26 protein-coding genes are annotated in these 25,027 nt (G+C 62.2%); 12 read left to right on the plus strand and 14 right to left on the minus strand.

Annotated features, from left to right (window positions below):
* Positions 1 to 9: 9 nt before the first annotated feature.
* Together AB4Z43_RS08265 and AB4Z43_RS08270 are read right to left on the minus strand one after the other, a co-directional pair.
* Positions 10 to 432, minus strand: a complete 423-nt coding sequence (locus tag AB4Z43_RS08265) for a hypothetical protein (protein WP_064981676.1) — start codon at positions 430 to 432, stop codon at positions 10 to 12.
* Between the two features lie 2 nt (positions 433 to 434).
* Positions 435 to 1,688, minus strand: coding sequence for a sarcosine oxidase subunit beta (locus AB4Z43_RS08270; protein WP_032931625.1), 1,254 nt, complete (start codon positions 1,686 to 1,688; stop codon positions 435 to 437).
* 215 nt (positions 1,689 to 1,903) lie between these two features.
* On the opposite strand from AB4Z43_RS08270, the gene AB4Z43_RS08275 reads away from it, so the two are divergent.
* From AB4Z43_RS08275 to AB4Z43_RS08310, 8 genes are all read left to right on the plus strand, one after another.
* Complete coding sequence (locus AB4Z43_RS08275) at positions 1,904 to 2,272, plus strand: YrdB family protein (protein WP_027047387.1); 369 nt, start codon at positions 1,904 to 1,906, stop codon at positions 2,270 to 2,272.
* Positions 2,273 to 2,379: 107 nt separating this feature from the next.
* On the plus strand, positions 2,380 to 3,138 hold the full coding sequence (locus AB4Z43_RS08280) for an SDR family oxidoreductase (protein ID WP_441936856.1): 759 nt from the start codon (positions 2,380 to 2,382) through the stop codon (positions 3,136 to 3,138).
* Positions 3,139 to 3,249: 111 nt separating this feature from the next.
* The gene (locus AB4Z43_RS08285) at positions 3,250 to 3,636 is read left to right on the plus strand and encodes an SET domain-containing protein (protein WP_027047389.1); all 387 of its coding nucleotides are present in this window, start codon (positions 3,250 to 3,252) and stop codon (positions 3,634 to 3,636) included.
* 176 nt (positions 3,637 to 3,812) lie between these two features.
* On the plus strand, positions 3,813 to 4,079 hold the full coding sequence (gene rpsU / locus AB4Z43_RS08290; protein WP_010911429.1) for a 30S ribosomal protein S21: 267 nt from the start codon (positions 3,813 to 3,815) through the stop codon (positions 4,077 to 4,079).
* 144 nt (positions 4,080 to 4,223) lie between these two features.
* Positions 4,224 to 5,066 carry a tetratricopeptide repeat protein gene (locus tag AB4Z43_RS08295; RefSeq protein WP_019861133.1) on the plus strand — a complete coding sequence of 281 codons (843 nt, stop codon included), beginning with the start codon at positions 4,224 to 4,226 and terminating at the stop codon, positions 5,064 to 5,066.
* 208 nt (positions 5,067 to 5,274) lie between these two features.
* On the plus strand, positions 5,275 to 5,751 hold the full coding sequence (locus AB4Z43_RS08300) for a DUF992 domain-containing protein (protein WP_019861134.1): 477 nt from the start codon (positions 5,275 to 5,277) through the stop codon (positions 5,749 to 5,751).
* Between the two features lie 87 nt (positions 5,752 to 5,838).
* Positions 5,839 to 6,324 (plus strand): DUF992 domain-containing protein, encoded by a 486-nt coding sequence (locus AB4Z43_RS08305; RefSeq protein ID WP_032920750.1) that lies wholly within the window; start codon positions 5,839 to 5,841, stop codon positions 6,322 to 6,324.
* Between the two features lie 369 nt (positions 6,325 to 6,693).
* Positions 6,694 to 8,130 (plus strand): MFS transporter, encoded by a 1,437-nt coding sequence (locus AB4Z43_RS08310; RefSeq protein ID WP_240564531.1) that lies wholly within the window; start codon positions 6,694 to 6,696, stop codon positions 8,128 to 8,130.
* 22 nt (positions 8,131 to 8,152) lie between these two features.
* Here AB4Z43_RS08310 and AB4Z43_RS08315 read toward each other — a convergent pair whose 3' ends face one another.
* Genes AB4Z43_RS08315 through kdpF form a run of 7 tightly spaced genes read right to left on the minus strand, consistent with a single transcriptional unit; the run spans position 8,153 to position 16,321 of the window.
* Positions 8,153 to 8,842 carry a response regulator transcription factor gene (locus AB4Z43_RS08315; protein ID WP_038649532.1) on the minus strand — a complete coding sequence of 230 codons (690 nt, stop codon included), beginning with the start codon at positions 8,840 to 8,842 and terminating at the stop codon, positions 8,153 to 8,155.
* Positions 8,839 to 11,568 (minus strand): sensor histidine kinase, encoded by a 2,730-nt coding sequence (locus AB4Z43_RS08320; RefSeq protein ID WP_038649535.1) that lies wholly within the window; start codon positions 11,566 to 11,568, stop codon positions 8,839 to 8,841. The genes AB4Z43_RS08315 and AB4Z43_RS08320 overlap by 4 nt, the downstream gene beginning before the upstream one ends.
* 57 nt (positions 11,569 to 11,625) lie before the next feature.
* Entirely contained in the window at positions 11,626 to 12,189 is a 564-nt protein-coding gene (kdpC, locus tag AB4Z43_RS08325; protein ID WP_202361682.1) for a potassium-transporting ATPase subunit KdpC, read from the minus strand.
* An 11-nt stretch (positions 12,190 to 12,200) separates the two neighbouring features.
* The gene (gene kdpB, locus AB4Z43_RS08330; protein ID WP_019861141.1) at positions 12,201 to 14,294 is read right to left on the minus strand and encodes a potassium-transporting ATPase subunit KdpB; all 2,094 of its coding nucleotides are present in this window, start codon (positions 14,292 to 14,294) and stop codon (positions 12,201 to 12,203) included.
* Complete coding sequence (locus tag AB4Z43_RS08335) at positions 14,291 to 14,524, minus strand: hypothetical protein (RefSeq protein WP_081295879.1); 234 nt, start codon at positions 14,522 to 14,524, stop codon at positions 14,291 to 14,293. The genes kdpB and AB4Z43_RS08335 overlap by 4 nt, the downstream gene beginning before the upstream one ends.
* Complete coding sequence (kdpA, locus tag AB4Z43_RS08340; RefSeq protein ID WP_441936861.1) at positions 14,508 to 16,211, minus strand: potassium-transporting ATPase subunit KdpA; 1,704 nt, start codon at positions 16,209 to 16,211, stop codon at positions 14,508 to 14,510. Before kdpA ends, AB4Z43_RS08335 begins: the two co-directional genes overlap by 17 nt.
* Before the next feature lie 20 nt (positions 16,212 to 16,231).
* On the minus strand, positions 16,232 to 16,321 hold the full coding sequence (gene kdpF, locus AB4Z43_RS08345) for a K(+)-transporting ATPase subunit F (protein ID WP_019861144.1): 90 nt from the start codon (positions 16,319 to 16,321) through the stop codon (positions 16,232 to 16,234).
* A gap of 432 nt (positions 16,322 to 16,753) precedes the next feature.
* On the opposite strand from kdpF, the gene AB4Z43_RS08350 reads away from it, so the two are divergent.
* A complete protein-coding gene (locus AB4Z43_RS08350) occupies positions 16,754 to 17,251 on the plus strand; it encodes a YciE/YciF ferroxidase family protein (protein ID WP_027047390.1) in 498 nt (165 codons plus the stop codon).
* Positions 17,252 to 17,425: 174 nt separating this feature from the next.
* Here AB4Z43_RS08350 and AB4Z43_RS08355 read toward each other — a convergent pair whose 3' ends face one another.
* Complete coding sequence (locus tag AB4Z43_RS08355) at positions 17,426 to 18,145, minus strand: Crp/Fnr family transcriptional regulator (RefSeq protein WP_027047391.1); 720 nt, start codon at positions 18,143 to 18,145, stop codon at positions 17,426 to 17,428.
* 221 nt (positions 18,146 to 18,366) lie between these two features.
* On the opposite strand from AB4Z43_RS08355, the gene AB4Z43_RS08360 reads away from it, so the two are divergent.
* Positions 18,367 to 18,603, plus strand: coding sequence for a DUF6894 family protein (locus tag AB4Z43_RS08360; protein WP_019861147.1), 237 nt, complete (start codon positions 18,367 to 18,369; stop codon positions 18,601 to 18,603).
* A gap of 155 nt (positions 18,604 to 18,758) precedes the next feature.
* A complete protein-coding gene (locus AB4Z43_RS08365) occupies positions 18,759 to 18,956 on the plus strand; it encodes a hypothetical protein (RefSeq protein WP_038649543.1) in 198 nt (65 codons plus the stop codon).
* Between the two features lie 147 nt (positions 18,957 to 19,103).
* On the opposite strand, the gene AB4Z43_RS08370 is transcribed toward AB4Z43_RS08365, so the two are convergent.
* The 4 genes from AB4Z43_RS08370 to AB4Z43_RS08385 form a co-directional block, all read right to left on the minus strand.
* Positions 19,104 to 19,406: a DUF982 domain-containing protein gene (locus AB4Z43_RS08370; protein ID WP_038649545.1), complete on the minus strand. Its 303-nt coding sequence runs from the start codon at positions 19,404 to 19,406 to the stop codon at positions 19,104 to 19,106.
* A gap of 194 nt (positions 19,407 to 19,600) precedes the next feature.
* A complete protein-coding gene (locus AB4Z43_RS08375; protein ID WP_441936866.1) occupies positions 19,601 to 20,875 on the minus strand; it encodes an acyltransferase family protein in 1,275 nt (424 codons plus the stop codon).
* A gap of 337 nt (positions 20,876 to 21,212) precedes the next feature.
* Positions 21,213 to 21,467 (minus strand): hypothetical protein, encoded by a 255-nt coding sequence (locus AB4Z43_RS08380; protein WP_038649551.1) that lies wholly within the window; start codon positions 21,465 to 21,467, stop codon positions 21,213 to 21,215.
* Between the two features lie 248 nt (positions 21,468 to 21,715).
* The gene (locus tag AB4Z43_RS08385; RefSeq protein ID WP_441936868.1) at positions 21,716 to 23,665 is read right to left on the minus strand and encodes a UvrD-helicase domain-containing protein; all 1,950 of its coding nucleotides are present in this window, start codon (positions 23,663 to 23,665) and stop codon (positions 21,716 to 21,718) included.
* A 240-nt stretch (positions 23,666 to 23,905) separates the two neighbouring features.
* Here AB4Z43_RS08385 and AB4Z43_RS08390 point away from each other — a divergent pair, with 240 nt between their 5' ends.
* Positions 23,906 to 24,520 (plus strand): Abi-alpha family protein, encoded by a 615-nt coding sequence (locus AB4Z43_RS08390; RefSeq protein ID WP_441936870.1) that lies wholly within the window; start codon positions 23,906 to 23,908, stop codon positions 24,518 to 24,520.
* Positions 24,521 to 25,027 lie beyond the last annotated feature (507 nt).

Consider the following 25,027-nt stretch of genomic DNA (forward strand, 5'->3'; position numbering starts at 1 on the left):
TGTTTGTTCCTACAATTCGCCGTGGCCGACGCGGGCGCCGGGGGGTTGGTCGCAAAGCTTCTGGCCCATAGCCGCAAACGGCGCGACGAGCCGGATACGCTCCTCGACACTTGCGGCCGGACGAAACAGGTCGCGATACGCCATGTTGCCGATGGTGAGTTGCATCGGATCGGTCGTGACGATCACGCGGCGTGGGTCGAATGGATCGTCCTCGTCCAGATCGGAAGGTCTGTTCTCCACGAACATCACCACCTTCTGGCCGCCGCTCCACACGCAAGCCAATATGCCGTCGTCAACGGAAAACGGCCAGTTGGCCTCGTTTCCGGCGCGGCTGATCGGTTGCGTGCGGACTTCGTCCGCCGAGGGCAAATGGAACATGCCTTGTTCCCCCGCCAGCATCAGCGGCATGGCGACAGCCATCTCGGCCATCATCATCAGTGCGCCACCGCCGCCGCCGCCGCCTCGTCGATGAGGCGGCCGGTGCGGAAGCGCTCGATGGTGAAGGGCGCGTTGATCGGATGCGGATCGTCCCTGGCGATGGTGTGGGCAAAGACGTGGCCCGAACCAGGCGTCGCCTTGAAGCCGCCCGTGCCCCAGCCGCAATTGACGTAGAGTCCCGGCACCGGCGTCTTGGCCAGGATCGGTGAGCGGTCGGGCGTCACGTCGACGATGCCGCCCCAGGAGCGCAGCATCTTCATGCGCGTGAAGATCGGGAACATCTCGCAGATGGCGTCCAGCGTATGCTGCAATATGTGCAGGCCGCCGGTCTGCGAATAGGAGACATACTGGTCGGTGCCGGCGCCGATCACCAGCTCGCCCTTGTCGGACTGCGAGATATAGGCGTGCACCGTGTTCGACATCACCACGCAAGGCACGACCGGCTTGACCGGCTCCGACACCAGCGCCTGCAGCGGATAGCTTTCCAGCGGCATGCGCACGCCGGCCATGTTCATGATGACCGAGGAATGGCCGGCGGCAACCACGCCGACCTTCTTGGCACCGATGAAGCCGCGCGTCGTGTCGACGCCCATGACCGCGCCGTTGGCGGCGCGCTTGACGCCGGTGACCTCGCAATTCTGGATGATGTGGACGCCGCGCGCCGAAGCGCCGCGTGCATAGCCCCAGGCGACCGCGTCATGGCGCGCCGTGCCGCCGCGCCGCTGCAGCGCGGCACCGACGACCGGATAGCGCGCATCCCTGGAGATGTTGAGCGGCGGGCAGAATTCCTTCGCCTGCTCCGGCGACAGCCATTCATTGTCGATGCCGTTCAGCCGGTTGGCGTGGACATGGCGTTTCAGCACCTGGATGTCGTGCACATTGTGCGCCAGCATCATGACGCCGCGCGCCGAATACATGACGTTGTAGTTGAGCTCCTGGGAGAGCCCGTCCCACAGCTTCAGCGCATGGTCGTAAATGCCGGCGCTCTCGTCATAGAGGTAATTGGAGCGGATGATGGTGGTGTTGCGGCCGGTGTTGCCGCCACCCAGCCAGCCCTTTTCCAGCACCGCGACATTGGTGATGCCATGCACAGTGGCAAGATAGTAGGCGGTGGCCAACCCATGGCCGCCGGCGCCGACGATGATGACGTCGTATTCCTTCTTGGGCTCAGGCGAGGACCATTGTTCCTCCCAGCCCTTGTGGCCACGCATGGCCTCGCGGGCGATGGCGAATACCGAATATTTTTTCAACGTCCCAGCCTCGCGCCAACAGATCTCGCGGATTGCAGCCGGGCTTTTGTTCGGCCCGGCGCGCGAGGTGTATCACTAGCGAAACAGCGCTTCCACCCTTGCGCTGTTTGCGACGGCGCTTGCCGTTTTGCGCCACGACGAAAAAGACCCGTGCGGGCTGGCTGCCGTGGGTGCATTCAGCCACATTGTCCGTCGCGCGATTCTGGAGGACGAAAATGGGCAATGCCTGGTGGAATCTGACATTGCGCTTCCTGCTGGAGCTTGCCGCCCTGCTCGGCCTCGGCATTGCCGGCTGGCACCTTTCCCAGGGATGGTGGCGCTGGGTCCTCGCTTTCGCCTTGCCGCTCGTTGCGGCCGTGCTGTGGGGTACTTTCGCGGTGCTCAACGACCCAAGCCGGTCGGGCCGCGCACCGGTGCCGGTGCCAGGCACGGTGCGGCTGGCGCTCGAACTCGTCATCCTGTTCGGCGGTGCTGCCGGATTCTATGGCGCGGGTCACACGACCACGGGCATCGTCGTCGCCCTGCTCATCGCCATCAGCTACGCATTTTCGCTCGACCGGCTGGGCTGGCTGCTGAAGCAATAGCTCAGGACGGCGCTCCTTGGCAGGTATCGGGTGGCTCCGACCTGCCCCATCTGCGACCAAGCATCCCGATTGCCGGCGAGACCGGCGCGAAAAACAGGATGCCCAAAATGCTCGCACTCGCCAACAAGATCGCCATCGTCACCGGCGCCAGTTCCGGCATCGGCCGCGCCACGGCAAAACTCTTCGCCGAGGAAGGTGCAAAGCTTGTCGTCGCGGCCCGTCGTCAGGCCGAGCTCGATACGCTTGTCGCCGAAATATCGGGCGCGGACGGCACGGCCATCGCGCTTGCCGGCGACGTCAGGGACGAAGCCTATGCGAAGGCGCTTGTCGATCTGGCAGTCGAAAGCTTCGGCGGCCTCGACATCGCCTTCAACAATGCCGGCGCCGTCGGCTTGATGGCGCCCCTGCCCGACATGATGCCGGCGGCATGGCACGAGACGATGGACATCAATCTGACCAGCGCCTTTCTCGGCGCGAAGTATCAGATACCGGCCATGCTGGAGCGCGGCGGCGGCTCGCTGATCTTCACCTCGAGCTTTGTCGGCTACACCGCAGGCATGCCGGGCATGGCCGCCTACGCCGCCGCCAAGGCCGGCCTGATCGGCCTGACACAGGTTCTGGCCGCCGAATACGGCCCGAAAGGCCTGCGCGTCAACGCATTGCTGCCGGGCGGCACCGACACACCGGGCGCGACGACAACGACGCCCGAAGCCCGCGCTTTCGTCGAAGGCATCCATGCGTTGAAACGCATGGCGCAGCCGGAAGAGATTGCCCGCTCGGCGCTTTACCTCGCCTCCGATGCTTCGAGCTTCACCACGGGAACCGCGCTGTTTGCCGACGGCGGGGTCTCGATCAACCGGACGTGAAGGTTTTTTTGCGGCGAACAGGCCGGTTCGCCGCTTTGACGCAGGCAGCCGGTCTTGCTTTTTCCGCGCGATTTGGCGATTCCGTTTCCTGTCGAAACGGGTCCCGAAACCATGATGCTGATCCGAACCTATGTGGCCGCCAGCGCAATCGAGGGCGTCGGCATGTTCGCCGCCGAGCCGATCCGGAAGGGCGCCTCGATCTGGCGGCTTGATCCGGATTTCGACCGGCTGATCCCGATGGACAAATACGAGGCCGCACCCCAGCCTCTGAAGGAATTGCTCGACCGCTATGCCTATCCGAGCCCGGATCGGCCGGGCTTCATGGTCTATGAGGTCGACAATGGCCGCTTCATGAACCATTCGGCGACGCCGAACACAGATTTTTCGCGATATGGTGGCGCGACAGCGACACGCGACATCGCCGCCGGCGAAGAGATCACTTGTGACTACGGCGAATTCTTCGAGGATTTCGAGCGGCTGCACCTGGCCACGGCGTAGTTGGAGCCCTATCTCGGGGCGACCGTGGCAATTTGGCTGTCGTCCTGCATTTCGACTGTGGACAGCGCGGCCTGATTCTGCTATCAGCCGCCACAATTCGTGGTGTCGACCGCCGCGGAGGCTAGTGGCTATGGCTACTTGCCTGTTGATATCAAACCCGAAAGACAGGATTGCCCGTGCAGGTACTCGTCCGCGACAATAACGTTGATCAGGCGCTTCGCGCGCTCAAGAAGAAGATGCAGCGCGAAGGCATTTTCCGCGAAATGAAGATGCGCGGTCACTACGAGAAGCCGTCCGAGAAGCGCGCTCGCGAAAAGGCAGAAGCCGTGCGCCGCGCCCGCAAGCTGGCCCGCAAGCGCGCCCAGCGCGAAGGCCTGCTGCCGATGACGCCGCGTCCGGTGGCTGCCGGTGGTGCTGCTGGCGCAGCGCGTCCGCCGCGCTGATCATCGCCAATATTTCGTCCTTTTCGAAGGATACCAAGGTGGCGCGATGCGGAATCGCCGCCACCTTTTTATTTTGATTGTGACCCGGCCCGGAGGGGGGATCCGGACCTGAGCGACGCGGATTGAAGTGAGGACAGGGCAGACATGAACGCAATGAGCGTGGAGCGCGGGACCGCATTGCGTGGTTTCGCCCTGACGGCAGCCCTGCTTTCCGGATTGGTGCTGGCCGGCTGCCAGACGTCGGGCCCGACCGGCGAGTTCAACAACATCGACAAGGCGCAGGGGTCGAGCGAGAACATCTCCTCGCTGTCGGCGGTCATCCAGCGCAATCCGCAGGATCCCGAAGGCTACAATGTGCGCGGCTCGGCCTATGGCCGCGGCGGCCAGTATCAGGCGGCGCTCAAGGACTTCAACCAGGCCATCCAGCTCAATCCGAATTTCTACCAGGCCTATTCCAACCGCGCGCTCATCCAGCGCTTCCTCGGCAATCAGGCGGCCGCGCTCGACGACTACAACAAGTCGATCCAGATCAACGGCAATTATGACGCCGCCTATATCGGCCGCGGCAATCTCTACCGCAAAGCGGGCCGCACCCAGGACGCCTTCAACGACTTCCAGAAGGCGATCCAACTCGACACGACGGACGCCCGCGCCTACCACAATCGCGGCCTGATCTATCAAAGCCAGGGCCAGCACAAATTCGCCATCGAGGATTTCTCGACCGCCATCTCGCTGGCACCGGATGCGGCCGAGCCCTATAACGGCCGGGGCCTTTCCTATCTGGCGACGGGCGACGAGGACAACGCCTTCTCCGACTTCAACATGGCCATCAAGCTCGACGGCCAGAACGCCGAGGCCTGGGCCAACCAGGCGCTCATCTACGAGCGGCGCGGCGACAAGGCAAAGGCGGCGAAATCCTATAAGGAAGCCGTCCGCCTCAACCCCAGCTACCAGCCGGCCAAGGACGGCCTCGCCCGCGTCAGCTGATATCGGCTTTAGCAGATCCGGCTAAGCATTGTGGGGAAGTCTGCGTGTCCGAAAGGACACGCAGGGCTGAAGATCGCCGCCGATCCGGCAACCGCGCGTTAACCCCCGCATTAAGCCGTCAATCCTTGCCTTGTTCGCGCCAAGTTTTCGGCGGAACGGTCTGGTCACTCAAGCCGTTATTCCAAGCGACTTGCGAAAGGACCCTCCCATGATCAAGAAACTCGTCTGCGCCGCTGCCCTTGCAACGACCGTGTTCGCTGCCGCTCCGGCCAGCGCCGGAAAGCTGCAGCTCGGCACGCTCGACTGCACCATCGACGGCGGCACCGCCTACATTGTCGCCTCCAACAAGGGCGTGTCCTGCGTCTTCCGTCCCTACCACCACGGCCCGTCGGAGATTTACACCGGCGTCATCTCCAAGATCGGTGTCGATCTGGGCCAGACGCATCAGGGCCAGCTTGTCTGGGCGGTTCTTGCCGCGACCCGTGACCGCGATGCGGGCGACCTTGCCGGCAGCTATTATGGCGTCAACGCCGAGGCGAGCGTCGTCACCGGCGGTGGCGCCAACCTGCTGGTCGGCGGCTTCGACGGCGCCTTCATGCTGGAGCCACTCAGCGTCCAGGCGCAGACCGGCGTCAACCTCGCCGTGGCCGTGACCTCGCTTCAGCTGATCCACTCGCTCAAGTGATCGAACGGAGCCACGCGCTCCTCTCTACCTTGCGGCGCGGAACCATATAGGATGGTTCCGCGCCGTTTTGATTTTGGGGGGACCGCCATGCCGAAGACAGCCATCGCCGCTGCCGTGATCGCACTCGTGCTCGGCGCGACACAGACGCAGGCGCAGGACCGAGGCATCGAACTCGGTACCCTTGAATGCGCCATAGGCGGCGGCACCGGCTTCATCTTCGGCTCGACCAAGGATCTGAGTTGCACCTTCACCCCGACCGACAAGAGCTTCGCGCCGGAGGCCTATTTCGGCGCCGTCAACAAATACGGCCTCGACATCGGCACGACAAAACAGGCGGTGATGGGCTGGCTGGTGCTGACGCCGCTGAAGAACATCTACGCGCCGGGTGCGCTGGCGGGCGACTATATCGGCGCCAGCGCCGAGGTCACGGCGGCCGTCGGCGCAGGCGCCAATCTCCTGGTCGGCGGCTCCTCGCAGGCCTTCACCCTTCAGCCGCTCAGCCTGCAGACGCAGACCGGCATCAATCTCGCCATCGGCGTCAGCCAGTTCCAGCTGCGCAGCACCGAGAATTGATCGCAAGACGAAGGTGCTCGCTCACCAAGGGATCCATGCCGGGGACTGCGCGCCGCCACAGTCCAGAATTCTGCACCGCTGCACTCCACGACCAAGGTCACGGAATGGATCCCAGGCTCTCCGCGACGGAGCTTCGCTCCTGCTTCGCCCAGGGATGACGAAGTTGGGAGGCTTCGGCCAATCTCGACCGTTGCGATGGTCCACCGAAACGAACCGCTTGAGCTCAACCGCGGTTGAGGTCCTACAAGCCTGCCCAGACGGGGACAGCGCGTCTATGAGGCGCGCAGTCCTGATGCGTATGGTCCTGCCGGAAAGCCTTGCTGGCTTCTGGTGCCGTGCGCTGGCATCGAGATATGCAAAAGGGTAGACATGACTGAAATCAGCACAAACAGGGTCGACTGGCGCGCATTGTGGGCGAGCGGCGACCTGGCGCGCTTCTGCTTCATCAGCCTCGGCATCCTGCTGCACGCCACCAACGAGACGATGGTGGCAACCGTCATGCCGGCCATGGTCGGCGAACTGGCCGGGGTGCAACTCGTCGGCTGGTCATTGGCGATCTACGAGCTCGGCGCCATCGTCGCCGGTGCCGCCGCCGGGCGGCTGGTGAGCTATGTGGCGCTGCGCACCAATATGGTGGTCGCGGCCCTGCTTTACGCCGCAGGAGCGCTGATCTGCGCCACCTCGCCTTCCATGCAGTTGTTCCTCGCCGGCCGGCTGATCGAGGGGCTGGGCGGCGGCGCGCTGGTATCGCTGGCCTTCGTTTCGGTCGAGCGGCTGTTTTCGCGGGCCATCTGGCCGCAGCTCTTCGGCATCATGTCGGCGATCTGGGGCGTCGCGGCGTTCAGCGGCCCTTTGCTGGGCGCGATCATGACCGAATTCCTGTCGTGGCGCTGGGCCTTCGGTGTCTTCACCCTCGGCGGCACCGCCATGGCGCTGGCAAGCTTCCTGGTGCTGAACACGCCGGAGGCGAAGAAACCCAGCACGAGCGCCGGCAAGGCCCCGCCTTTCCCCTTCGCCGCCCTTGCCTGCCTTGCCGTCGCCGTGGTGCTGATCGCCTCGGCCGGCGTCGACATCGCCCTGCTGCGCTCTTCGCTGCTGATCGTTCTGGGCCTCGCCGGGCTCGCGCTGTTCTTCACCATCGACGCGCTGAAGCCGCGCTCGCGGCTGTTCCCGGCGCGGCTGTTTTCGTGGCGCACGCCGGTCGGTGCCGGCATGACCATGGTCGCCGCCTTTTCCGTCGCGACCTGCTCCTTCGGCGTCTATGGGCCGCTGCTTTTGACCAGCCTGCACGACATTCCGCTTTTGACCACCGGCTACATCATCGCCGCCGAATCGATCGCCTGGTCGATCCTGTCGATCCTCGTCGCCAACGCGCCGCAGCAGCGTGAACGGCTGATCATTGTCACCGGCGCGCTGATGATCGCGGCGGGCATCGCCGGCTTTGCCTATACGATACCCCTGGGCTCCATCCCGCTGATCCTTATTTGCGCCTTGTTGCAGGGCGGCGGCTTCGGCATTGCCTGGCCGTTCCTGACCCGCGTCATCGTCGCCTCCGCCCCGGTTGACGAGCAGACCATTGCTTCCGCCGCGGTGCCGACCATGCAGCGCATCGGCTACGCCGTGGGGGCGGCCCTTGCCGGCATCGTCGCCAATGCCAGCGGCTTTTCGCAAGGCTTGAACCACGACGCCGCGGCCAATGTCGCGAGCTGGCTTTTCCTTGCTTTCGTGCCGCTTGGCATCCTCGGCTGTCTCGCCGCCTTGCGAACGTCGGCGGCCGCAAACCGGCCGCTGGAAGCCATCGGCTGACACAGGTTCAATTCGAGCTGTCTCAATCGACACGCAGCCGATAGCCGACACCGGTCTCGGTGGTGATGTAGCGCGGCTGATCGGGGATCTTCTCGATCTTCTGCCGGAGCTGCCGGACATAGACCCGGAGATACTGCACGTCGGTCGAATCATCCCAGATCTGCTTCAGGATGAAATGGTGGGTCAGCACCTTGCCGGCATGCTGCACCAGGATGCGCAATATGTCGTATTCCTTCGGCGAGAGTTTTATCTCCTTGCCCTCGACCTTGACGATGCGCTTGACCAGGTCGACGCTGAGATCGCCGCTCTGGAAGACAGGCTTCTCGCCCTGCTGCTGGAACTTGTGCCGCAACGCGACGCGGATGCGCGCCACCAGTTCGTTCATGCCGAACGGCTTGGTGACATAATCGTCGGCGCCGAGTTCGAGCGCATTGACGATGCCGGCCTCGTCGGTGCGGCTGGAGAGGATGACGACGGGAATGTCGAGACCCTCGTCACGCCATTTGCGCAGGAGCTCATGGCCGCCCATGCCAGGCAGGCCGAGGTCGAGCAGCACCAGATCCGGCTTTTCCTGTTCCATCAGCTCGATCGCCACCTTGGCGTTCGGCGCCTCGCTGATGGCATAGCCCTGGCTGCCGAGGCCGACCCGAAGCAGCTTGCGGATCGGCGGCTCGTCATCGACGACCAGTATCCTGACATTCGAATTTGTCATGAAGGCCGATCCATGCTGGTCTCGCCGCGATTGCCGACATCGGACGCTTCGGTCGGCACCGGCATCCTGATGGTGAACGCGGCCCCTGGGCGGTCGGTCCGGTTGGCGGCCGAGATGGTGCCGCCCATCGATTCGACAAAGCCGCGGCAGATCGACAGGCCAAGGCCCGTGCCGGCGCGCACCTGATCGCCCTTGCGCACCCGGTAAAACGTGTCGAACACACGTTCCAAATCATGCGCCGGAATGCCCGGCCCCTCATCCATGATCTGCACGATGACGGATCCATTGTCGGCCCATCCCTGCACGCGGATCGTCGAGCCGGACGGCGAATATTTCGACGCATTGTCGAGAAGGTTGAACAGAACCTGCTCGAACAGCACGGGATCGAGCTTCAGCATCGGCAATTCGGGCGGAATATCGACCTCGATCTTGTGTTCGCTGGTGATCTTGCGGGCGCGGTTGAGCGCCGTGCCGACAATATCGCCGACATAGTGCAAGGCATAGTTCGGCTCCATCGCCCCGGACTCGATCTTGGTCATGTCGAGCAGATTGGCGATGAAGCGGTTCAGCCGTTCCGATTCGTCGATCACCGTCGACAGCAGCTCCGCACGGTCCTGCTCGGGCAGATCCGGCGCGAATTCCTTGAGCGTGCCCGCCGCTCCCATGATCGCCGAGAGCGGCGTTTTCAGATCATGCGAAATCGAGGTCAGCAGGGCAGAGCGCAGGCGGTCGGCTTCGGCCGCGAGCTTGGCGCGGTCGACATCGGCGACCAATTGGATGCGTTCGATCGCCACCGCCGCCTGGTCGGCCAGCGCGTCGAGCAGGCGCTGCTGCTCGGGCGTCAGCAGCGGGCCCTGCTTGTCATTGTCGAGGCCGACGACACCGATCGCGGTGCGTCCGGTCCGCAAAGGCAGATAAAGACGCTTGGCGCCAGGCAGCGTGTCGGCGCCGCGCCCGGCGGCGCGGTTGTGTTCCCAGGCCCAGCGGGCTGCAGCGATGTCGGCCTCGGCCAGCGTGTCGTCCGGCGGATAGCCTGCCTTGACGGTGATGGTGCCGTCTTCGGGCAGCAGCAGCACGACGCGCAGCTTCAGCATCGAGGCGATCTGGAAGGCGGTGGCCCACAGCACGTCGTCGAGTGTGCCGGCGCCGGCGAGCTTCTTGGAGAAGAGGTAGATATCCTCGGTGGCCCGTGCCCGCGAGCGGGCGGCGACGGCCTGGCGCTGCATGCGCGCGGCGAGATTGCTGGCGATCACCGCCACGGCAAGGAAGACGGCGAGCGCCACGATGCTCTCGGGATCCCGGATCGTCAGCGTGTAGCGCGGCTCGAGGAAGAAATAATTGAAGGCAAGGGCGCTGAGGAAGCATGCATAGAGCGCCGGCCAAAGACCGCCGGCCACCGCCGATGTCAGCACCGCCAGGAGGAAGACGATCGCCAGATTGCGGACGTCGAGAAACTGGTCGAGGACGGCGCTGACGGCCAATGAACCCGCGACATAGGTGGTGGCGAGCAGGTAGGGCCAGATCTGGAATTGCTTCTGCTCGGCCGCCGCCTTGACCCTTCTGGAGGTCGCCTCGGCATCCCGCTCGGTCCCCGAAATGACGTGGACGCTGATATCGCCGGCATTGCGGATCAAATCATAGGTGAGCGAGCCCTCGATCAGTTCGCGCCAGCGCGACCGGGTCGGCCGGCCGACCACGATATGGGTGAAATTGTTCGCCGTTGCATGGCGCACGATGTCCTGCGCGACATTCTGGCCGGGAATGGTCGTCACCTCGGCGCCGAGCTGCTCGGCAAGGCGCATCAGCGTGGCGAGCCGGTCCTTGTCTTCCTCGGACATGCCGGCCGAGCGCGGCGTATCGACATGCAGCGCCGTCCATGGCGCGCGAAGCCGGTCGGCCAGCCTGCGCGCGTAGCGGATGCGGGCCGCACCGCCCGGACGCGCGTCGACGCAGACGAGCACTCTCTCTCCGGCCGCCCACGGGCCCTGGATGGCATGCGACTGCATGTGATTGAGCAATTGCTCGTCGACCCGCTGGGCGGTGCGGCGCAGCGCCAGTTCGCGCAGCGCCGTCAGATTGCCCGACGAGAAATAGTTCTCGATGGCGCGCTGCGCCGTGTTGGGGAAATAGACCTTTCCCTCTTCCAGCCGCTTGATCAGGTCGTCGGGCGTCAGGTCGATGATCTCGACATCGTCGGCCTGGTCGATGATGGAATCGGGAACCGTCTCGCGCACCCTGACCCGCGTGATCTGCGCGACGACGTCGTTCAAGCTTTCGACATGCTGGATGTTGAGCGTCGTGTAGACGTCGATGCCGCGCGCCAGGATCTCCTGGACGTCGAGATAGCGCTTGGGATGGCGGCTGCCGGGCGCGTTGGTGTGGGCAAGTTCGTCGACGAGAACCAATGCGGGGCGCCGGGCGAGGATGGCGTCGATGTCCATCTCGTCGAGGGCGCGTCCTTTGTAGTCGACCTTGCGGCGGGGGATGACTTCGTAGCCCTCGACCAGCGCCTGGGTTTCCCGGCGGCCATGCGTCTCGACAACGCCGATCACCACATCGATGCCGTCGGCCAGCCTGGCTCGGCCCGACATCAGCATTTCGTACGTCTTGCCGACACCGGGGGCGGCGCCGAGGAATATCCGCAGACGGCCGCGTCCCTCCCGCTCGGCATGCTCGAGCAGCGCGTCGGGGGAAGGTCGGTTTTCGTTGCTTCTGTCGTCCGGCATCAGGATCGATCATGGAGAGGTCCGGGGATGCTGTCGATCCCCGGCCCTCGCCATCACCTATTTGGCGGCGTCCAGCGCCAGGTTGAGCGCCAGCACGTTGACAACAGGCTCTCCCATGAAGCCGAGTTCCCTGCTCTCGACCTGGCCGTCGACAAGCGCCTTGACCTTGGCTTCGTCGATGCCCCTTGCCCTGGCGACGCGCGGAACCTGGAAATAGGCGGCTTCCGGGCTGATCTGCGGATCAAGGCCGCTGCCCGACGTCGTCACCAGGTCCATCGGCACAGGCTGGTTCGGATTCTCCGCCTTCAGCTTCTCGGCGTCGCCTTTGATGCGGTCGATCAGCTTGAGGTTGGTCGGGCCGAGATTGCTGCCGCCGGAGGCCGCGGCGTCGTAACCATTGCCCGCCGCCGAAGGCCGGCCGTGGAAATACTTGTCGCTGGCGAAGGCCTGGCCGATCAACTCGGAGCCGATGACCTTGCCGTCCTTCTCGATCAGGCTGCCATTGGCCTGACGCGGGAACAGCGCCTGCGCTATGCCGGTCATGCCCAGCGGATAGACCAGGCCGGTCAGCACGGTGAAGAAGACGATCATGACGATCGCGGGTCTGATTTGCTTGAGCATCGGAATGATCCTTATGCAAGGCCAAGGGCCGTGACGGCCATGTCGATTATCTTGATGCCGACGAACGGCACGATGATGCCACCCAGGCCGTAGACGAGAAGGTTGCGGCTGAGCAGCGCACCGGCGCCGATCGCCCGGTATTTGACGCCGCGCAGCGACAGCGGGATCAGCGCGATGATGATGAGCGCGTTGAAGATGATGGCCGACAGGATGGCGCTCTGCGGCGTCGCCAGATGCATGATGTTGAGCGCCTGCAGCGGACCGGTGGTCTGGCCCGGCGCGACGTAGAAGACGGCGAACATGGCCGGGATGATGGCGAAATACTTGGCCACGTCGTTGGCGATCGAGAAGGTGGTCAGCGAGCCGCGCGTCATCAGCAGCGCCTTGCCGATCTCGACGATCTCGATGAGCTTGGTCGGGTCGCTGTCGAGATCGACCATGTTGCCGGCTTCGCGCGCGGCGACCGTGCCGGTGTTCATGGCGACGCCGACATCGGCCTGCGCGAGCGCCGGCGCATCGTTGGTGCCGTCGCCGCACATGGCGACCAGCTTGCCCTTGGCCTGCTCGTCGCGGATCAGCTTGAGCTTGTCCTCGGGCGTGGCCTGGGCCAGGAAATCGTCGACGCCGGCTTCCGCCGCGATGGCCGCCGCCGTCATCGGATTGTCGCCGGTGATCATCACCGTGCGGATGCCCATCTTGCGCAGCTCGGCAAAACGCTCGCGGATGCCGCCCTTGACGATGTCCTTGAGGTGGACGATGCCGAGCAGCCGCCCGTCGCGCTCCACCGCCAGCGGCGTGCCGCCGGACTTGGCGACCTCGTCGGCGATCGCCTGCAGATCCCGAACCGAGTCGCTGTTCGGCCGTGTCGCGTGGCTGGCCACGGTCGTCTGGTTGACATGGGCGAGCACGGAATCGACCGCGCCCTTGCGCACCGAGGAACCGTCAATGTCGACGCCGCTCATGCGGGTCTGCGCGGTGAAGGGTACGAAGGTGGCGTGCAATGTCGCCATGTCGCGGGCACGGATGCCGTATTTCTCCTTGGCCAGCACGACGATCGAACGGCCCTCCGGCGTTTCGTCGGCGAGCGAAGCGAGCTGGGCCGCGTCGGCCAGTTCCTGTTCGGTGACGCCCTTGACCGGGCGGAACTCGGTCGCCTGGCGGTTGCCGAGCGTGATCGTGCCGGTCTTGTCGAGCAGCAGCGTGTCGACGTCACCGGCGGCCTCGACGGCACGGCCCGACATGGCCAGCACATTGAAGCGCACCAGGCGGTCCATGCCGGCGATGCCGATGGCCGACAGCAGCGCGCCGATGGTGGTCGGGATCAGGGTGACGAACAGGGCGACGAGCACGGTCACCGAGATGTAGCCGCCGGAATAGGACGCAAAGCTCGGGATGGTGGCCGTGGCCAGCACGAAGATCAGCGTCATGCCGACCAGCAGGATGTTGAGCGCGATCTCGTTCGGCGTCTTCTGGCGCTCGGCGCCTTCGACCAGGGAGATCATGCGGTCGAGGAAAGTGTGGCCGGCGGCGGCGGTGATGCGCACGCGGATCCAGTCGGACAGCACCTGCGTGCCGCCGGTCACCGCCGAGCGGTCGCCGCCGGATTCGCGGATCACCGGCGCGGATTCGCCTGTTATGGCCGCCTCGTTGACCGAGGCCACACCCTCCACCACCTCGCCGTCGGACGGGATGATGTCGCCGGCTTCGACCAGGACGATGTCGCCGACCTTCAGGCTGGTGCCGGGCACCAGCTTGAACTTGCTCCTGTCCTCGCCGGCCAGGAGCTTGGCCTGGGTCTCGGTGCGCGCCTTGCGCAGCGAATCCGCCTGCGCCTTGCCGCGCCCCTCGGCGACGGCCTCGGCGAAATTGGCGAACAGCACCGTGAACCACAGCCAGATGATGATCTGCAATGTGAAGCGCAGGTCGCCGCCGCCGGTGATGAGGTCCCTGACGAACAGCACCGTCGTCAGCGCCGAGACGATGGCGACAACGAACATCACCGGGTTGCGGGCCAGCGTGCGCGGGTCGAGTTTGCGGAAGGCACCGCCAATGGCGGGCCACAGGATGCGGGCATCCATGATCGCGGTTGATTTTAACTGGCTCATTTTGAAGCTCCGGCTTCAGTGTTGTTGGGCGGCACCGGGTGATTGGATGCCGAAAAGGGTGGGCCATAGACCAGCAGCCAGATCACGATCATGACGGCCGCAATGCCCAGGAACGTAGACACGGTCGGGAAGGGAGGAGGCTTTGCCTCCCCCTCGCTGCCGGCCGGCGGCCGGGTCTTGCGACGCTTGCTGCTGAACAAGGGCATGGTCGCCTCAGAAGGTTTGCCCATGGATCATCGCCAGGTGCTCGATGATCGGCCCGACGGCGAGCGCCGGGAAGAAGGTGAGACCGCCGACGATGACGATGACGCCGATCAGCAGCCCGACGAACAGCGGCCCATCGGTTGGGAAGGTGCCGGCCGAAGCCGGAACGGTCTTCTTCGCCGCCAGCGAGCCAGCGATGGCGAGCGCCGGGATGATGACCAGGAAGCGGCCCATCAACATGCCGATGCCGATGGTGATGTTGTACCAGGGCGTGTTGCCGCTGAGGCCGCCAAAGGCTGAACCGTTGTTCGCCGCCGCCGAAGTGTAGGCATAGAGCACCTCGGAGAAGCCGTGCGGACCGCCATTGGCCATCGAGGCCACGGCGCTCGGCAGGACAACGGCGATCGCCGTGAAGATCAGCATGGCGAGCGGCAGGCACAGGATGGCCAGCATCGCCATCTTGACCTCCTTGGCCTCGATCTTCTTGCCGAGATATTCGGGCGTGCGGCCAACCATCAGGCCGGCGACGAAGACGGCAACGACGATGAACATCAGGATGCCGTAGAAGCCGGCGCCGACGCCGCCGACGATGACCTCGCCAAGCTGCATGTTGATGAGCGGGATCATGCCGCCGAGCGCGGTGAAACTGTCATGCATGGCGTTGACGGCACCACAGGAAGCGGCCGTCGTGATGACCGCGAACAGCGCCGACAGGGCGATGCCGAAGCGAGTTTCCTTGCCTTCCATATTGCCGCCGTCGATGCCCAGCGCATGGACCAGCGGATTGCCCACGGCCTCCGCCCAGTAGCAGACGGCGACGCCGGCGATGAACAGCACGCCCATCGACGCCAGGATCGCCCAGCCCTGGCGCTGGTTTCCGACCATGCGGCCGAAGACGTTGGTCAGCGCAGCACCCAGCGCGAAGATCGTCACCATCTGGATCAGGTTCGAGATGGCGTCGGGATTTTCGAACGGATGCGCGGCATTGGCATTGAAGAAGCCGCCGCCATTGGTGCCAAGCATCTTGATGGCGACCTGCGAGGCGACCGGGCCAAGCGCGATGGTCTGCTTGGCGCCTTCCAGCGTGGTGGCGTCGACGTAAGGCCCAATCGTCTGCGGTATGCCGAGCCAGACATAGACCAGGGTGAGCACGATGCAGAGCGGCAGGAGCACGTAGAGCGTGCAGCGGGTCATATCGACCCAGAAATTGCCGATCGATTTGCCCGAGGCGCGGGCAAAGCCGCGGATCAGTGCGATGGCGATGGCAATGCCGGTGGCCGCCGAAACGAAATTCTGGACAGTCAGCCCGGCCATCTGCAGGAGATAGGACATCGTGCTTTCGCCGCCGTAGTTCTGCCAGTTGGTGTTCGTCACGAAACTGGCGGCGGTGTTGAAGGCGAGCGCCGGGTCGACCGCGCCCATGCCGGCGGGATTGTAGGGCAGACTGCCCTGCAGGCGCTGCAGGCCATAAAGCACCAGGAACCCGGCAAGGTTGAAGAGCAGCAAAGCCACCGCATAGGCGGTCCAGTGCTGTTCCTCGCGTTCGCTGGTGCCGCAAATGCGGTAGAGCCCGCGCTCGAGCGGGCCGAAGATCGGTGCAAGCAGCGTGCGATCGCCGTTGAAGACGCGGTGCATGTAGAAGCCAAGCGGCTTCGTCAGCAAAACGATGATCCCGCAGAAGACAAGGATCTGTATCCAACCGTTCAGTGTCATGGCTGTGGCTTTCCGTGCCTTCAGAAGCGTTCTGGACGAACGAGGGCGTATGTGAGGTAGGCGAGCAGGAACAAGGTCACGCCGCCGCCGAGGATGTAATCGAAAAGCATGGCTCGATCCTTCAGCTCAAATTCTGTCGCAGGCTTTGACGTAGGCCAAGGATAGGGCAAAAAACAAAACCCCTATCCCGAGAACAATGATGTCCATTGTGCTTGTTCCTTGCTTTGATTTTTCTAATCGGCATCTGCCGGAGCAGACCTGCAATTACGTGAAAACGGCGCGCCGCATTCCGATTGGCGGCGTCCGACGTTTTTCTCATGCGGAATATGGACCCGATCGCCATAAAGGTTCGAGACGGCGCGGGGCGGAAAGAAATAGGAATTTTATAAAGGTTTTTGCCGGCCCGTCGGGGTCGAGGGAGATGGCGTCCCGATGAGGATTTGTCGGGTTGGACCGCTCGACCGCGCTATGCGGCGTGGATGGAACGAATCATCCTGCGGGAGATTGTCGGCCTGAGGGTTCACGCATCAGAGGATATGACGATGGCAAAGCAGAAAATGCTCGACGACCTGTTTCATGACACGCTGAAGGACATCTATTTCGCCGAAAAGAAGATATTGGCGACACTGCCGAAAATGGCCAAGGCCGCGCAAAGCGCCGAGCTGAAGGCCGCCTTCGAAAAGCACCGCACCGAGACCGAGGGCCACGTCGCGAGACTGGAGAAAGTCTTCGGCGTGATCGGCAAGAAGCCGGTCGGCAAGACCTGTGCGGCCATCATGGGTATCACCGAAGAGGGCGCCGAGATCATGGACGAGTACAAGGGATCTCCCGCGCTCGATGCCGGTCTGCTGGCCGCCGCGCAGGCGGTCGAGCACTACGAGATCTCACGCTATGGCACGCTGAGGACGTGGGCCGGCGAACTCGGCCTGAACGAAGCCGTGACGCTTCTCGAAGCAACGCTGAAGGAAGAGAAGGCCACGGACGAGGCCCTGACCAAGATCGCGGAGTCGGCGGTCAACGTAGCAGCCGAAGCAGCATAAATCTGCAAGATCGGAGGGCGCACTGATCGGCCCAAGGTGTGTCGAGATTCAGGTCAGGTCGCGGCGAAAACGATGGCTTTCGAGAACCGGAGCGGAGCGTACTTAAGTACGTGAGCACTGGAAGCGCAGAAAGCTATCGTTTGCAGCCCGACCTCAACTGAATATCGATATACCTTAGCGCGGCTCCCGCATCATGCTGAGATAGGTGGGATCGAACTCGGCGATTTCCTGCAGCCGGTGCCAATCCAGGATGGTCACGGTGTGGTTTGCCCAGTTGACGACTCCGACCTTGCGCAAGGCGCCGATAACCCGGTTCATGTGCACCACCGACAGGCCGAGCACATCGGCCAGTTCAGCCTGCGAGAGCGGCAGGTGAAAGCTCATGCCGTTGGTCCGCTGCACCACCTGCAGCCGCACGAAGAGCTCACAGACGAGGTGGGCCAGATGCGAGGTCTTGGAGCGCCGCCCCATGGCGACGATCCACTCGCGGTGGATGGCGCCGTCGACCAGCGTGTCCAGCCACAGCAGCCGGGTCAGGTGCGGCGCCTGCTCGGTGATCGTGCGAAGCCGGCTATGGTCCGCGAACATGACATGACAGGGCGACAGAGCGACGATGCCGTGATCCATGGTCTTGAGCAGGAAAGCGTGGAGATCGACGAAATCGCCGGACACCTGCAAAGAGGTGAACTGCCGGCCGCCATTCTCCAGCACCTTGTAGCGCGCCGCCAGCCCGTCGAGGATCAGCGTCGAATAGGTCGGCCGCGACCCCGATGCGACGATGTCCTGGCCGGTGGCGAAATGCCTCTCGAACGTCATGGCGCCGGCTAGCAGCGCCTTCTCGGCGTCTGACAGCGCGTCATGCTGCCCCAGGTTCAGATAGAGGGATTCAAGCACCGCAATCTCCGGCGAAAGGGCTTCGGCAGCCGATCGCCATCTTGTTCTGTCGGAAGCAAAGGCGGCTTCGGCTGCACTAAGCCTTTCGCCGCTGACAGGCATTAACATTTGTTAGGGCTGCTTGTTCCACCGCAAATGCCGCCTCTGATGGAACAACTGGCTGGTCCGCGAATTGTCGGTTGAACATCTCGCCATTTCATCAGTCTGAGGTTCAGCCCATCATGCCTCGATATTATCTTGACCTCTACAATGGCGACGGTCTGACGGTCGATGATGACGGCCAGGTCTTCGAGACGCGCGAACGCCTAAGGCGCGAAGCGATCCGTATTCTGCCCGACATCGTCCGCGACGAGATCATCGAAAACGACCACACCGCCATCACCGTCAAGGTACGCGACGAGGACGGACACCAGGTATTCGAGGCATCGCTCGTTGTCTCATCAGGCTGGTGTGACTGACATCTCTCTATCCCGGAACATCGATGACAAAAGTTTTCCAACCATCATTTGTAATCGCCGCCCCTGCGGCAACGCTGCACCATGCGGGGCCGGAAGATGGTGGAGGCGGCGATTTGTTCCAAACCAACGCCGGCTCGTAATGGAGTTAGCAGCACATGGTCCGTGCAAAAGTCGACACCCAGCGCGATGAGCGCGCCAAGCGTGAATCGCAGATCGTGATCGATGCCGAGCGGGCGGCCCGCGAGGAAAAAACAGCCAGGCTGAGAGAGCTGCGCCTCGCAGCGCAGTCATCGCAAGAGCCCGATCCGACGAGGCCCAAGCCGACGCGTCGGCGCGCGCATTCGAAAGGTTGATCGCCTACACCGCTGGGCAAACATCATTGGTGGACAACGGCGATCCTTGTGATCGTCTTGCAATAAAGCGAAGCCCGGCTCGGGAAGGCCAAGCCGGGCTTTCGGTGGTGGCGGCGTTAGTCGTCACGCCGGGAGGTGGCCTCAAACTCAGGCGGCGTAGCCGCCATAGCCGCGCGCGACGGCGCGCGCCACGATGACCGGCTCGATCTCGGGCCAGAGGATGCCGGTTGCTTGTGCGAATTCGACCAGCGCATGGCGCGCCTCGTCCCTGGTGATACAGCCTTCCAGCGCAAGGCCACACGCCTCGACGGCATTGCGGTAAAGGGGACCACGGCGCGAGGTCGTCCAATCGGTCAGGAAATCGTGCATTTCGGCCAGCGAGGCAATCTCGCGCTTGAAGCCGAGGCCCACGGTCACTGCGACCGGTGAATGAAACAGCTTGTCGTGCATGAAGCAGGCTCCTGATTATAAGCAGCGCCAGGAGAAATATCCGGGCTGGTCCACGGACGGGACGCCGTGAAACGCGCTGCGGGCCAAGAGGTTCCAGGCCGGGAGCTTTCATATGAAATGCGGCGGTCGTGCTCTGATCGCCATGCCCACACAACCCATCGTTCACGCCAGCCCAGGCCAATCAGGCTGGGCGGTCAAATGGCCAGGGAATCATCGCTCCTGGGCTTATGCGCGGCCTGCAGACTGTCTTGCGAAACGTCCCGGATGCGCCAGGGCTGCCCTGCGTCAGCGGCTGTCGTCTCACGCACCTCGCGCTGCGTCGACAGGCGAAGAACTGCCGCAAGACGGTTTCCCAGCGAGACGCCCGGCTTTTCGACCACAAGATGCGCGACCAGCGCCATGAGGACCAGAAGCACCATCGCAATCAACATCACGAGCCAATATTGGGCGGCGTTGTCCATGGCGAAGGCCCGCAGGGGCGCGATGGAGAATGTCGAGACGAAGGCAAGCCCTTGCAAGAGATAGATGCCAAAGCTGATCTCACCCAGCCGCACTGAGCGGGAGGCCGTCAGCAGACCGAAGAAATCAGCGCCCGTCACGACCAGGAAGAAGGTGGCAATACACAGCAGCATCGGCCCCGGCGCATAGGCGGTCTTGTAGATGACGAAGATACCCACCAGCATCGCCAGGGCGACGGCGGACAAGGCGTGCCGATGCCATTTCACCAGCAGGCCGTGTGCTTCAAGCGTTGCGCACAACATTCCGCCCGCGAAAAGTCCCAGATAGCCGTAGGCGGGGCTGCCTCCGTTCACTGACATGAGAATTGAAAAAGCCAGGAGAACGACTGGCAAGCCTATGCGGGCCACCGGATGCCGGCTGAATATCGCCGCGATCGGCAGGCTGAAATAGAACAGCCATTCATAGGGCAAGGTCCAGGTTACGCAGGCCAATACGCAGATGCGGGAACTCGAAAGCGGAACGTAGCCGAAGACACCGAACAGCAGATTGAAAAATGCCCGCTCGTAAGTCGCGAAGGCCGAATAGTCGATCGCGCCATCGGCGACCTCCAAAGCCATCGCCGTGCCGACGGCCACAACATAGAGAGGCCCGATCCTGAAAGCCCGCTTGAGCAACAGCGTCGGAAATTCCACGGGGGACTTTGCCGACAGCAGTTTCCCCCAGAACAGATAGGCCGAGATGATGAAGAACAAGGATACGCCCACCTGTCCCAGCGGGCCATAGAAAGCCGATGGCGGATACTTCCATGCGCCGGTCACCAGCATTTCATGGTAGATGACGGCGTGGTGAAGCACGACGGCAAGCGCCAGATAGCCTCGCATTCCGTCTATTGCCCGCACCCTGGAGGAGTTCGATCCGAAACCTACCCGCTGAAACAGCGGCATGCCCGCAAGCGGCCAAAGCAGCGCGACGACCACAAAAGCGGGCCAGATGTCATAAAGTCCAACCACGATTGCTCCGAGCCGATGCGCACAGCGCGCTGAGTCGCGTTGTTGGACTATGCAACCTTGCCCGGAGCCGGCACAAGCGCTCGCCACCATCCGCCAACCGAACAATCATTGGCCCTGCGAAGACTTGTCGAGCAAAAGGCCGTGCACAATGCGCAGCGCTTACTGGTCGCCGCGCTTACTTCGGCATGGTTACTGCGGTGCTGGAGCGGGAATTGTGGAGGCGGAAGACGGCGACGACAACCAGTATGGAGAAGATCACAATCTCAGTGACTGCGCCGACCGTGGCGCACACGGCGCTACTCCTGAGCCGAACGAATCCCAAATCATGTAGACCAAATCATGTAGAATTGGAGTTCGCGAGTGGATCGATCTTCGTCAGGCGCTCTCTGGCCTCGATGACACGCCGCTGAGCGGCTCTTATCCTGCCGCAGAGCGCAATATTGATTCCCACCCCGCAATCTTCGTCCAGCATTTCCTTGGCGCGCCTGAGGGTGACCTCCGCCCGCTTGACTCGCTGTCTGGCCTTGGCCAGTTCCAAGATCATGAGATCGGCCATCGCACCGCGCCCGTTATGCTCCAGGGTGTACATCATGAAGTGCTAACTCATAACGTAGCGGATCGTTCCCCTTAAGGCCTTGGGGGTACCCTCTAGGTCGCAGACCCTTGGATCGCTTGTGGCTGACACCGAGATCAATCAGCGATTGGAACGCTGGCGGAGAGAGCGTCCGACAGTACAATTATTTGCTACAGCAATTTCAATGTGTTAGATCGCGACAGCGAGCAAGAAGCAGAGCAAAAACCAGAGCAAAAAGCCAGACGGCGGACGCTTCCATTTATTGCCTATCCCGCAATTGGATGAGGCGCTGCCGGGCCTAACTCGCCTATAAACTGACTAGCATGCAAGGTTGCAACCCCATACTGCATTTGAGCGGGAGTAATTCCCGCAGCAAGCGCGGATGCTACAGGCATGCTTTGTGAATATGTTAGGATCAAGGTTCCGGGTTTGCCGACCTCTGGTGCCGCCTTCACACGCGTAATGCCGACATAGAAGAGTCGGCGCTGCTCTTCCATTTCCTGCGCCTGTTGGGCGTCCGGAATGTTAGCGTCAGGTCGCTTAGGGAGTAACCCTTGCACGCACCCAGATATGATGGTGACTGGTGCACTTAGGCCTTTGCTCTTGTGTAGGCTCATAATTCGCACTTCGTGAACTTCCGATGGAATGTCCGGCTGGTTGATTGCCTCTTGGAGCCGCGCGAGAAATTCTTCGCGATCGTAGTCGCCCTCGTCTTCATCCTCCTCGTCCATAGTCGCGAGAATGTTGATCGACAGTTGCCGTACGTCGCGGGTGGATTCTTGCCCATTTGGAAATAGAGCATCTACTACCGATGCAAGATCGGGGAGGACGTCCAGAGCGTTGAGTTCCCCCACTAGACTGTTGTATGCGGCAACAATGCCACCCGTGTGGGGCAGAGCCAGATTGCCAGCGGCTAACTCAGTAAGGGCCTGCCATGGAGTTTGCCCAGATTGCTCGCAGTGATCTCGGACGCGCTTGTAACCTGCTGCATGCCAATTCGGACCATCAATTCCCACGAGCCAGCGAAGCGCCACGCGGTCGTCGCGGGTAACAAACAACTTGAGAATCGCAAACGCACGTCGGGCATCGGGTGCGTCAAGCTCTGCCTCGGCATAGTAAGATCGCACCGGTATCTCACGGGCCACAAGCGCCTCATAGATCGGAGTACCGATCACTCCTCTCTGCGCAAGCACCAATATATCGCCAGGAGGCGTCCCATTTGCGACCATCTCTGCGATGATGTTCGCAACGCCATTCACCTCGTTAGACAACCCCGGATATTGAATGATTCTGACATCTCCCGCTCCATTCGCCTGCATGGGTACAAGGGTGCGCGGCACCGGTCGAATCTGATTGTTTGCTATGAGACTGTTGGCCATCTGCACGACGCGAGTGGGGCAGCGCCGACAATCATCTAGACCCACATCGACCGCGCCTGCGTTTGCGAGAAGCCATTCGCGTATTCCATCGGGATGCGCATGCTTGAAGCTGTAGATGGATTGATCATCGTCACCGACGACGCACACGTGCGCATCGTCAGACAATAGCTCGATGACCGTTTGTTCCGCTCTATTTAGGTCTTGATACTCGTCGACCAATATGTGCAAGAACTCGCTCCGTTCCTGAGCAGCGGGGTTGTTCCGCAAATATTGGTAGAGTTGCGGAATCACTTCGCCGATCAGCATGCAACGGTGAAATCCGAGCCACCGCAGGAGGTCCGTCTGGAAGGCCGCGTCTACCGCGTTCACCACATGGCCCGGCTGTTCGTGTTGCAAACGAGACCATGCCGCCTCGTAAGCCTGTTTGAGTTTTCTAACTGCCTTCTTACCCCCATGGACAGCCATCAAATCGCTGACAAGGGGTTCAAGTTCGAACTCGTTTAGGGTTCTTGGAATCCGTCCAGTTGCCCCAAGCACATGACCCCGCATCAATATACGCATCGCCAAGCTGTGAAGCGTCATACCGCGCAGGTTCGCACTACCCGCCACATCCATGCTCACTAGTTCGCGGTGCAGGTCTTCTGCGGCAATGCGGGTGAACGTGACCGGCAAAATCGTTGTGGGTTCTACGGCTTCCTCAAGAAGCCGGGCCACACGCCGTTTCATCGCAAATGATTTTCCAGTACCCGGCCCAGCAACTACCCTGATCCGTGCATTGGTGGATGACGCGATAGCATACGCGGGACTTCCAACGGCAAGTCCATCTGACCAAGGCATCTTTTCCCCCCAACAATTTGCGCGTTGGCAATAAAGGCTAAGTTTAATCGATTACCAAGATTTGCGACTGCCTCCATCGCCATTGAATCGCATATCTTGCACCACCGCCATAGCAGAGCGCGATGTCACAATGCCAGACCTCTGTGCCGAAGTTCATCCTTCCTTCGACGCTCAACGCGACTATTTTCCCTTTACGTCATTGAATAGAATGACTCCATTGCGAACGGGAGGAACAAAGAGTTGGCCAAGGGCGGCGGCACGAAGATCGTGCTTTTTGAGAGCGAGCTAGAGAAGGAAGCAGCGAAGGTTGCAGGCGCAGTGATCGGTCGTGCGGCTGGTGGCGTGATGGACATGGTCAGCGACCTATTCGGCGGACTTATCGGCGACGCGATCAAGGAATGGCGAAAGCGAAACCTGATCGCTCTTTTGGCGCGCACGGCCGATATGTTGAAGTCGAAAGGAGTGGCGCTTGATAAAGCGAAGGCGCTGCCAATGGGTGAAGCCTACGCCATGTTTGAGGAGGGGTCGAAGCAAGATGACCCTTTACTCAAGGAGATGTGGGCAGCACTTCTTGCCAACGCAATGGATGAGCAAACCGGCGTGACAATCGATCCGGCTTTCGTAGCGGTTTTGCGCGTTATAAGCGGCGTTGAGGCACACGTCCTAATGCTGATTCATAGCTTTAAATCTGCGCGCGCCCGCGTCATAAAACAGGTCGTGTCCTCTAGTAAATGGGGACCTCCCATGACTATTGGAATGCGTGAAGATGCCCAAAAACTGCTTCAAGGTGACATAGAGAAATTTAGAGTAAAAACTGCGTCTATAGGCCCTCAAGGCGGCTTGAAATCGCCCTAGCGAATCTTGTCAGAGAGCGGTGCTTATACGTTCCCGCTCCATCCTACTCGGACAGAAAGCTTACCGAACAAGCATATGCTATTGACGGGCGGCTGGAGATAGTCAGCGAACCCAAGGTACTGGATGCTCTCGGGGATCTGTCTTGGGCGATTGATGGACAAAGTGGGAGAGCCGACGATAGCCAACTTCTGGAAACACCCGACACGACCCCGGTCGATTTGAGCTACGATGTGACCGAGTTCGGGTTGCGGCTCCTTAAGGCTTGTGAGCCAGGCTGACGCAGTCGACGTTTGTCGAGGGGGGCACGGACACCCCAGCCCCTCGTTTTTTGTGGCTTTAGGAGCCTTCCGCGCGACGGTGGGCCATCAGTATTCAGTCCATCAGATACGCGAGGAATGCACCAAGACCATTCAGACCTTTTCAGTAGATGCGTTTGTAGTGGTTGCCGTACGCGCGATACGCCGTCCTCGCTAGAAGTTGGCGGAGAGAGCGGGAGAAGTTCCCACT

This window comes from Mesorhizobium sp. 2RAF45, assembly GCF_052115225.1.
GTDB lineage: Bacteria > Pseudomonadota > Alphaproteobacteria > Rhizobiales > Rhizobiaceae > Mesorhizobium > Mesorhizobium jarvisii.

Coding starts and splice junctions, on each gene's coding strand:
- AB4Z43_RS08265 (WP_064981676.1), bottom strand. CDS start 432: ATGATGGCCGAGATGGCTGTCGCCATGCCGCTGATGCTGGCGGGGGAA.
- AB4Z43_RS08275 (WP_027047387.1), top strand. CDS start 1,904: ATGGGCAATGCCTGGTGGAATCTGACATTGCGCTTCCTGCTGGAGCTT.
- AB4Z43_RS08280 (WP_441936856.1), top strand. CDS start 2,380: ATGCTCGCACTCGCCAACAAGATCGCCATCGTCACCGGCGCCAGTTCC.
- AB4Z43_RS08285 (WP_027047389.1), top strand. CDS start 3,250: ATGATGCTGATCCGAACCTATGTGGCCGCCAGCGCAATCGAGGGCGTC.
- AB4Z43_RS08295 (WP_019861133.1), top strand. CDS start 4,224: ATGAACGCAATGAGCGTGGAGCGCGGGACCGCATTGCGTGGTTTCGCC.
- AB4Z43_RS08300 (WP_019861134.1), top strand. CDS start 5,275: ATGATCAAGAAACTCGTCTGCGCCGCTGCCCTTGCAACGACCGTGTTC.
- AB4Z43_RS08305 (WP_032920750.1), top strand. CDS start 5,839: ATGCCGAAGACAGCCATCGCCGCTGCCGTGATCGCACTCGTGCTCGGC.
- AB4Z43_RS08310 (WP_240564531.1), top strand. CDS start 6,694: ATGACTGAAATCAGCACAAACAGGGTCGACTGGCGCGCATTGTGGGCG.
- AB4Z43_RS08315 (WP_038649532.1), bottom strand. CDS start 8,842: ATGACAAATTCGAATGTCAGGATACTGGTCGTCGATGACGAGCCGCCG.
- AB4Z43_RS08320 (WP_038649535.1), bottom strand. CDS start 11,568: ATGCCGGACGACAGAAGCAACGAAAACCGACCTTCCCCCGACGCGCTG.
- kdpC (WP_202361682.1), bottom strand. CDS start 12,189: ATGCTCAAGCAAATCAGACCCGCGATCGTCATGATCGTCTTCTTCACC.
- kdpB (WP_019861141.1), bottom strand. CDS start 14,294: ATGAGCCAGTTAAAATCAACCGCGATCATGGATGCCCGCATCCTGTGG.
- AB4Z43_RS08335 (WP_081295879.1), bottom strand. CDS start 14,524: ATGGGCAAACCTTCTGAGGCGACCATGCCCTTGTTCAGCAGCAAGCGT.
- kdpA (WP_441936861.1), bottom strand. CDS start 16,211: ATGACACTGAACGGTTGGATACAGATCCTTGTCTTCTGCGGGATCATC.
- kdpF (WP_019861144.1), bottom strand. CDS start 16,321: ATGCTTTTCGATTACATCCTCGGCGGCGGCGTGACCTTGTTCCTGCTC.
- AB4Z43_RS08350 (WP_027047390.1), top strand. CDS start 16,754: ATGGCAAAGCAGAAAATGCTCGACGACCTGTTTCATGACACGCTGAAG.
- AB4Z43_RS08360 (WP_019861147.1), top strand. CDS start 18,367: ATGCCTCGATATTATCTTGACCTCTACAATGGCGACGGTCTGACGGTC.
- AB4Z43_RS08365 (WP_038649543.1), top strand. CDS start 18,759: ATGGTCCGTGCAAAAGTCGACACCCAGCGCGATGAGCGCGCCAAGCGT.
- AB4Z43_RS08370 (WP_038649545.1), bottom strand. CDS start 19,406: ATGCACGACAAGCTGTTTCATTCACCGGTCGCAGTGACCGTGGGCCTC.
- AB4Z43_RS08380 (WP_038649551.1), bottom strand. CDS start 21,467: ATGATGTACACCCTGGAGCATAACGGGCGCGGTGCGATGGCCGATCTC.
- AB4Z43_RS08385 (WP_441936868.1), bottom strand. CDS start 23,665: ATGCCTTGGTCAGATGGACTTGCCGTTGGAAGTCCCGCGTATGCTATC.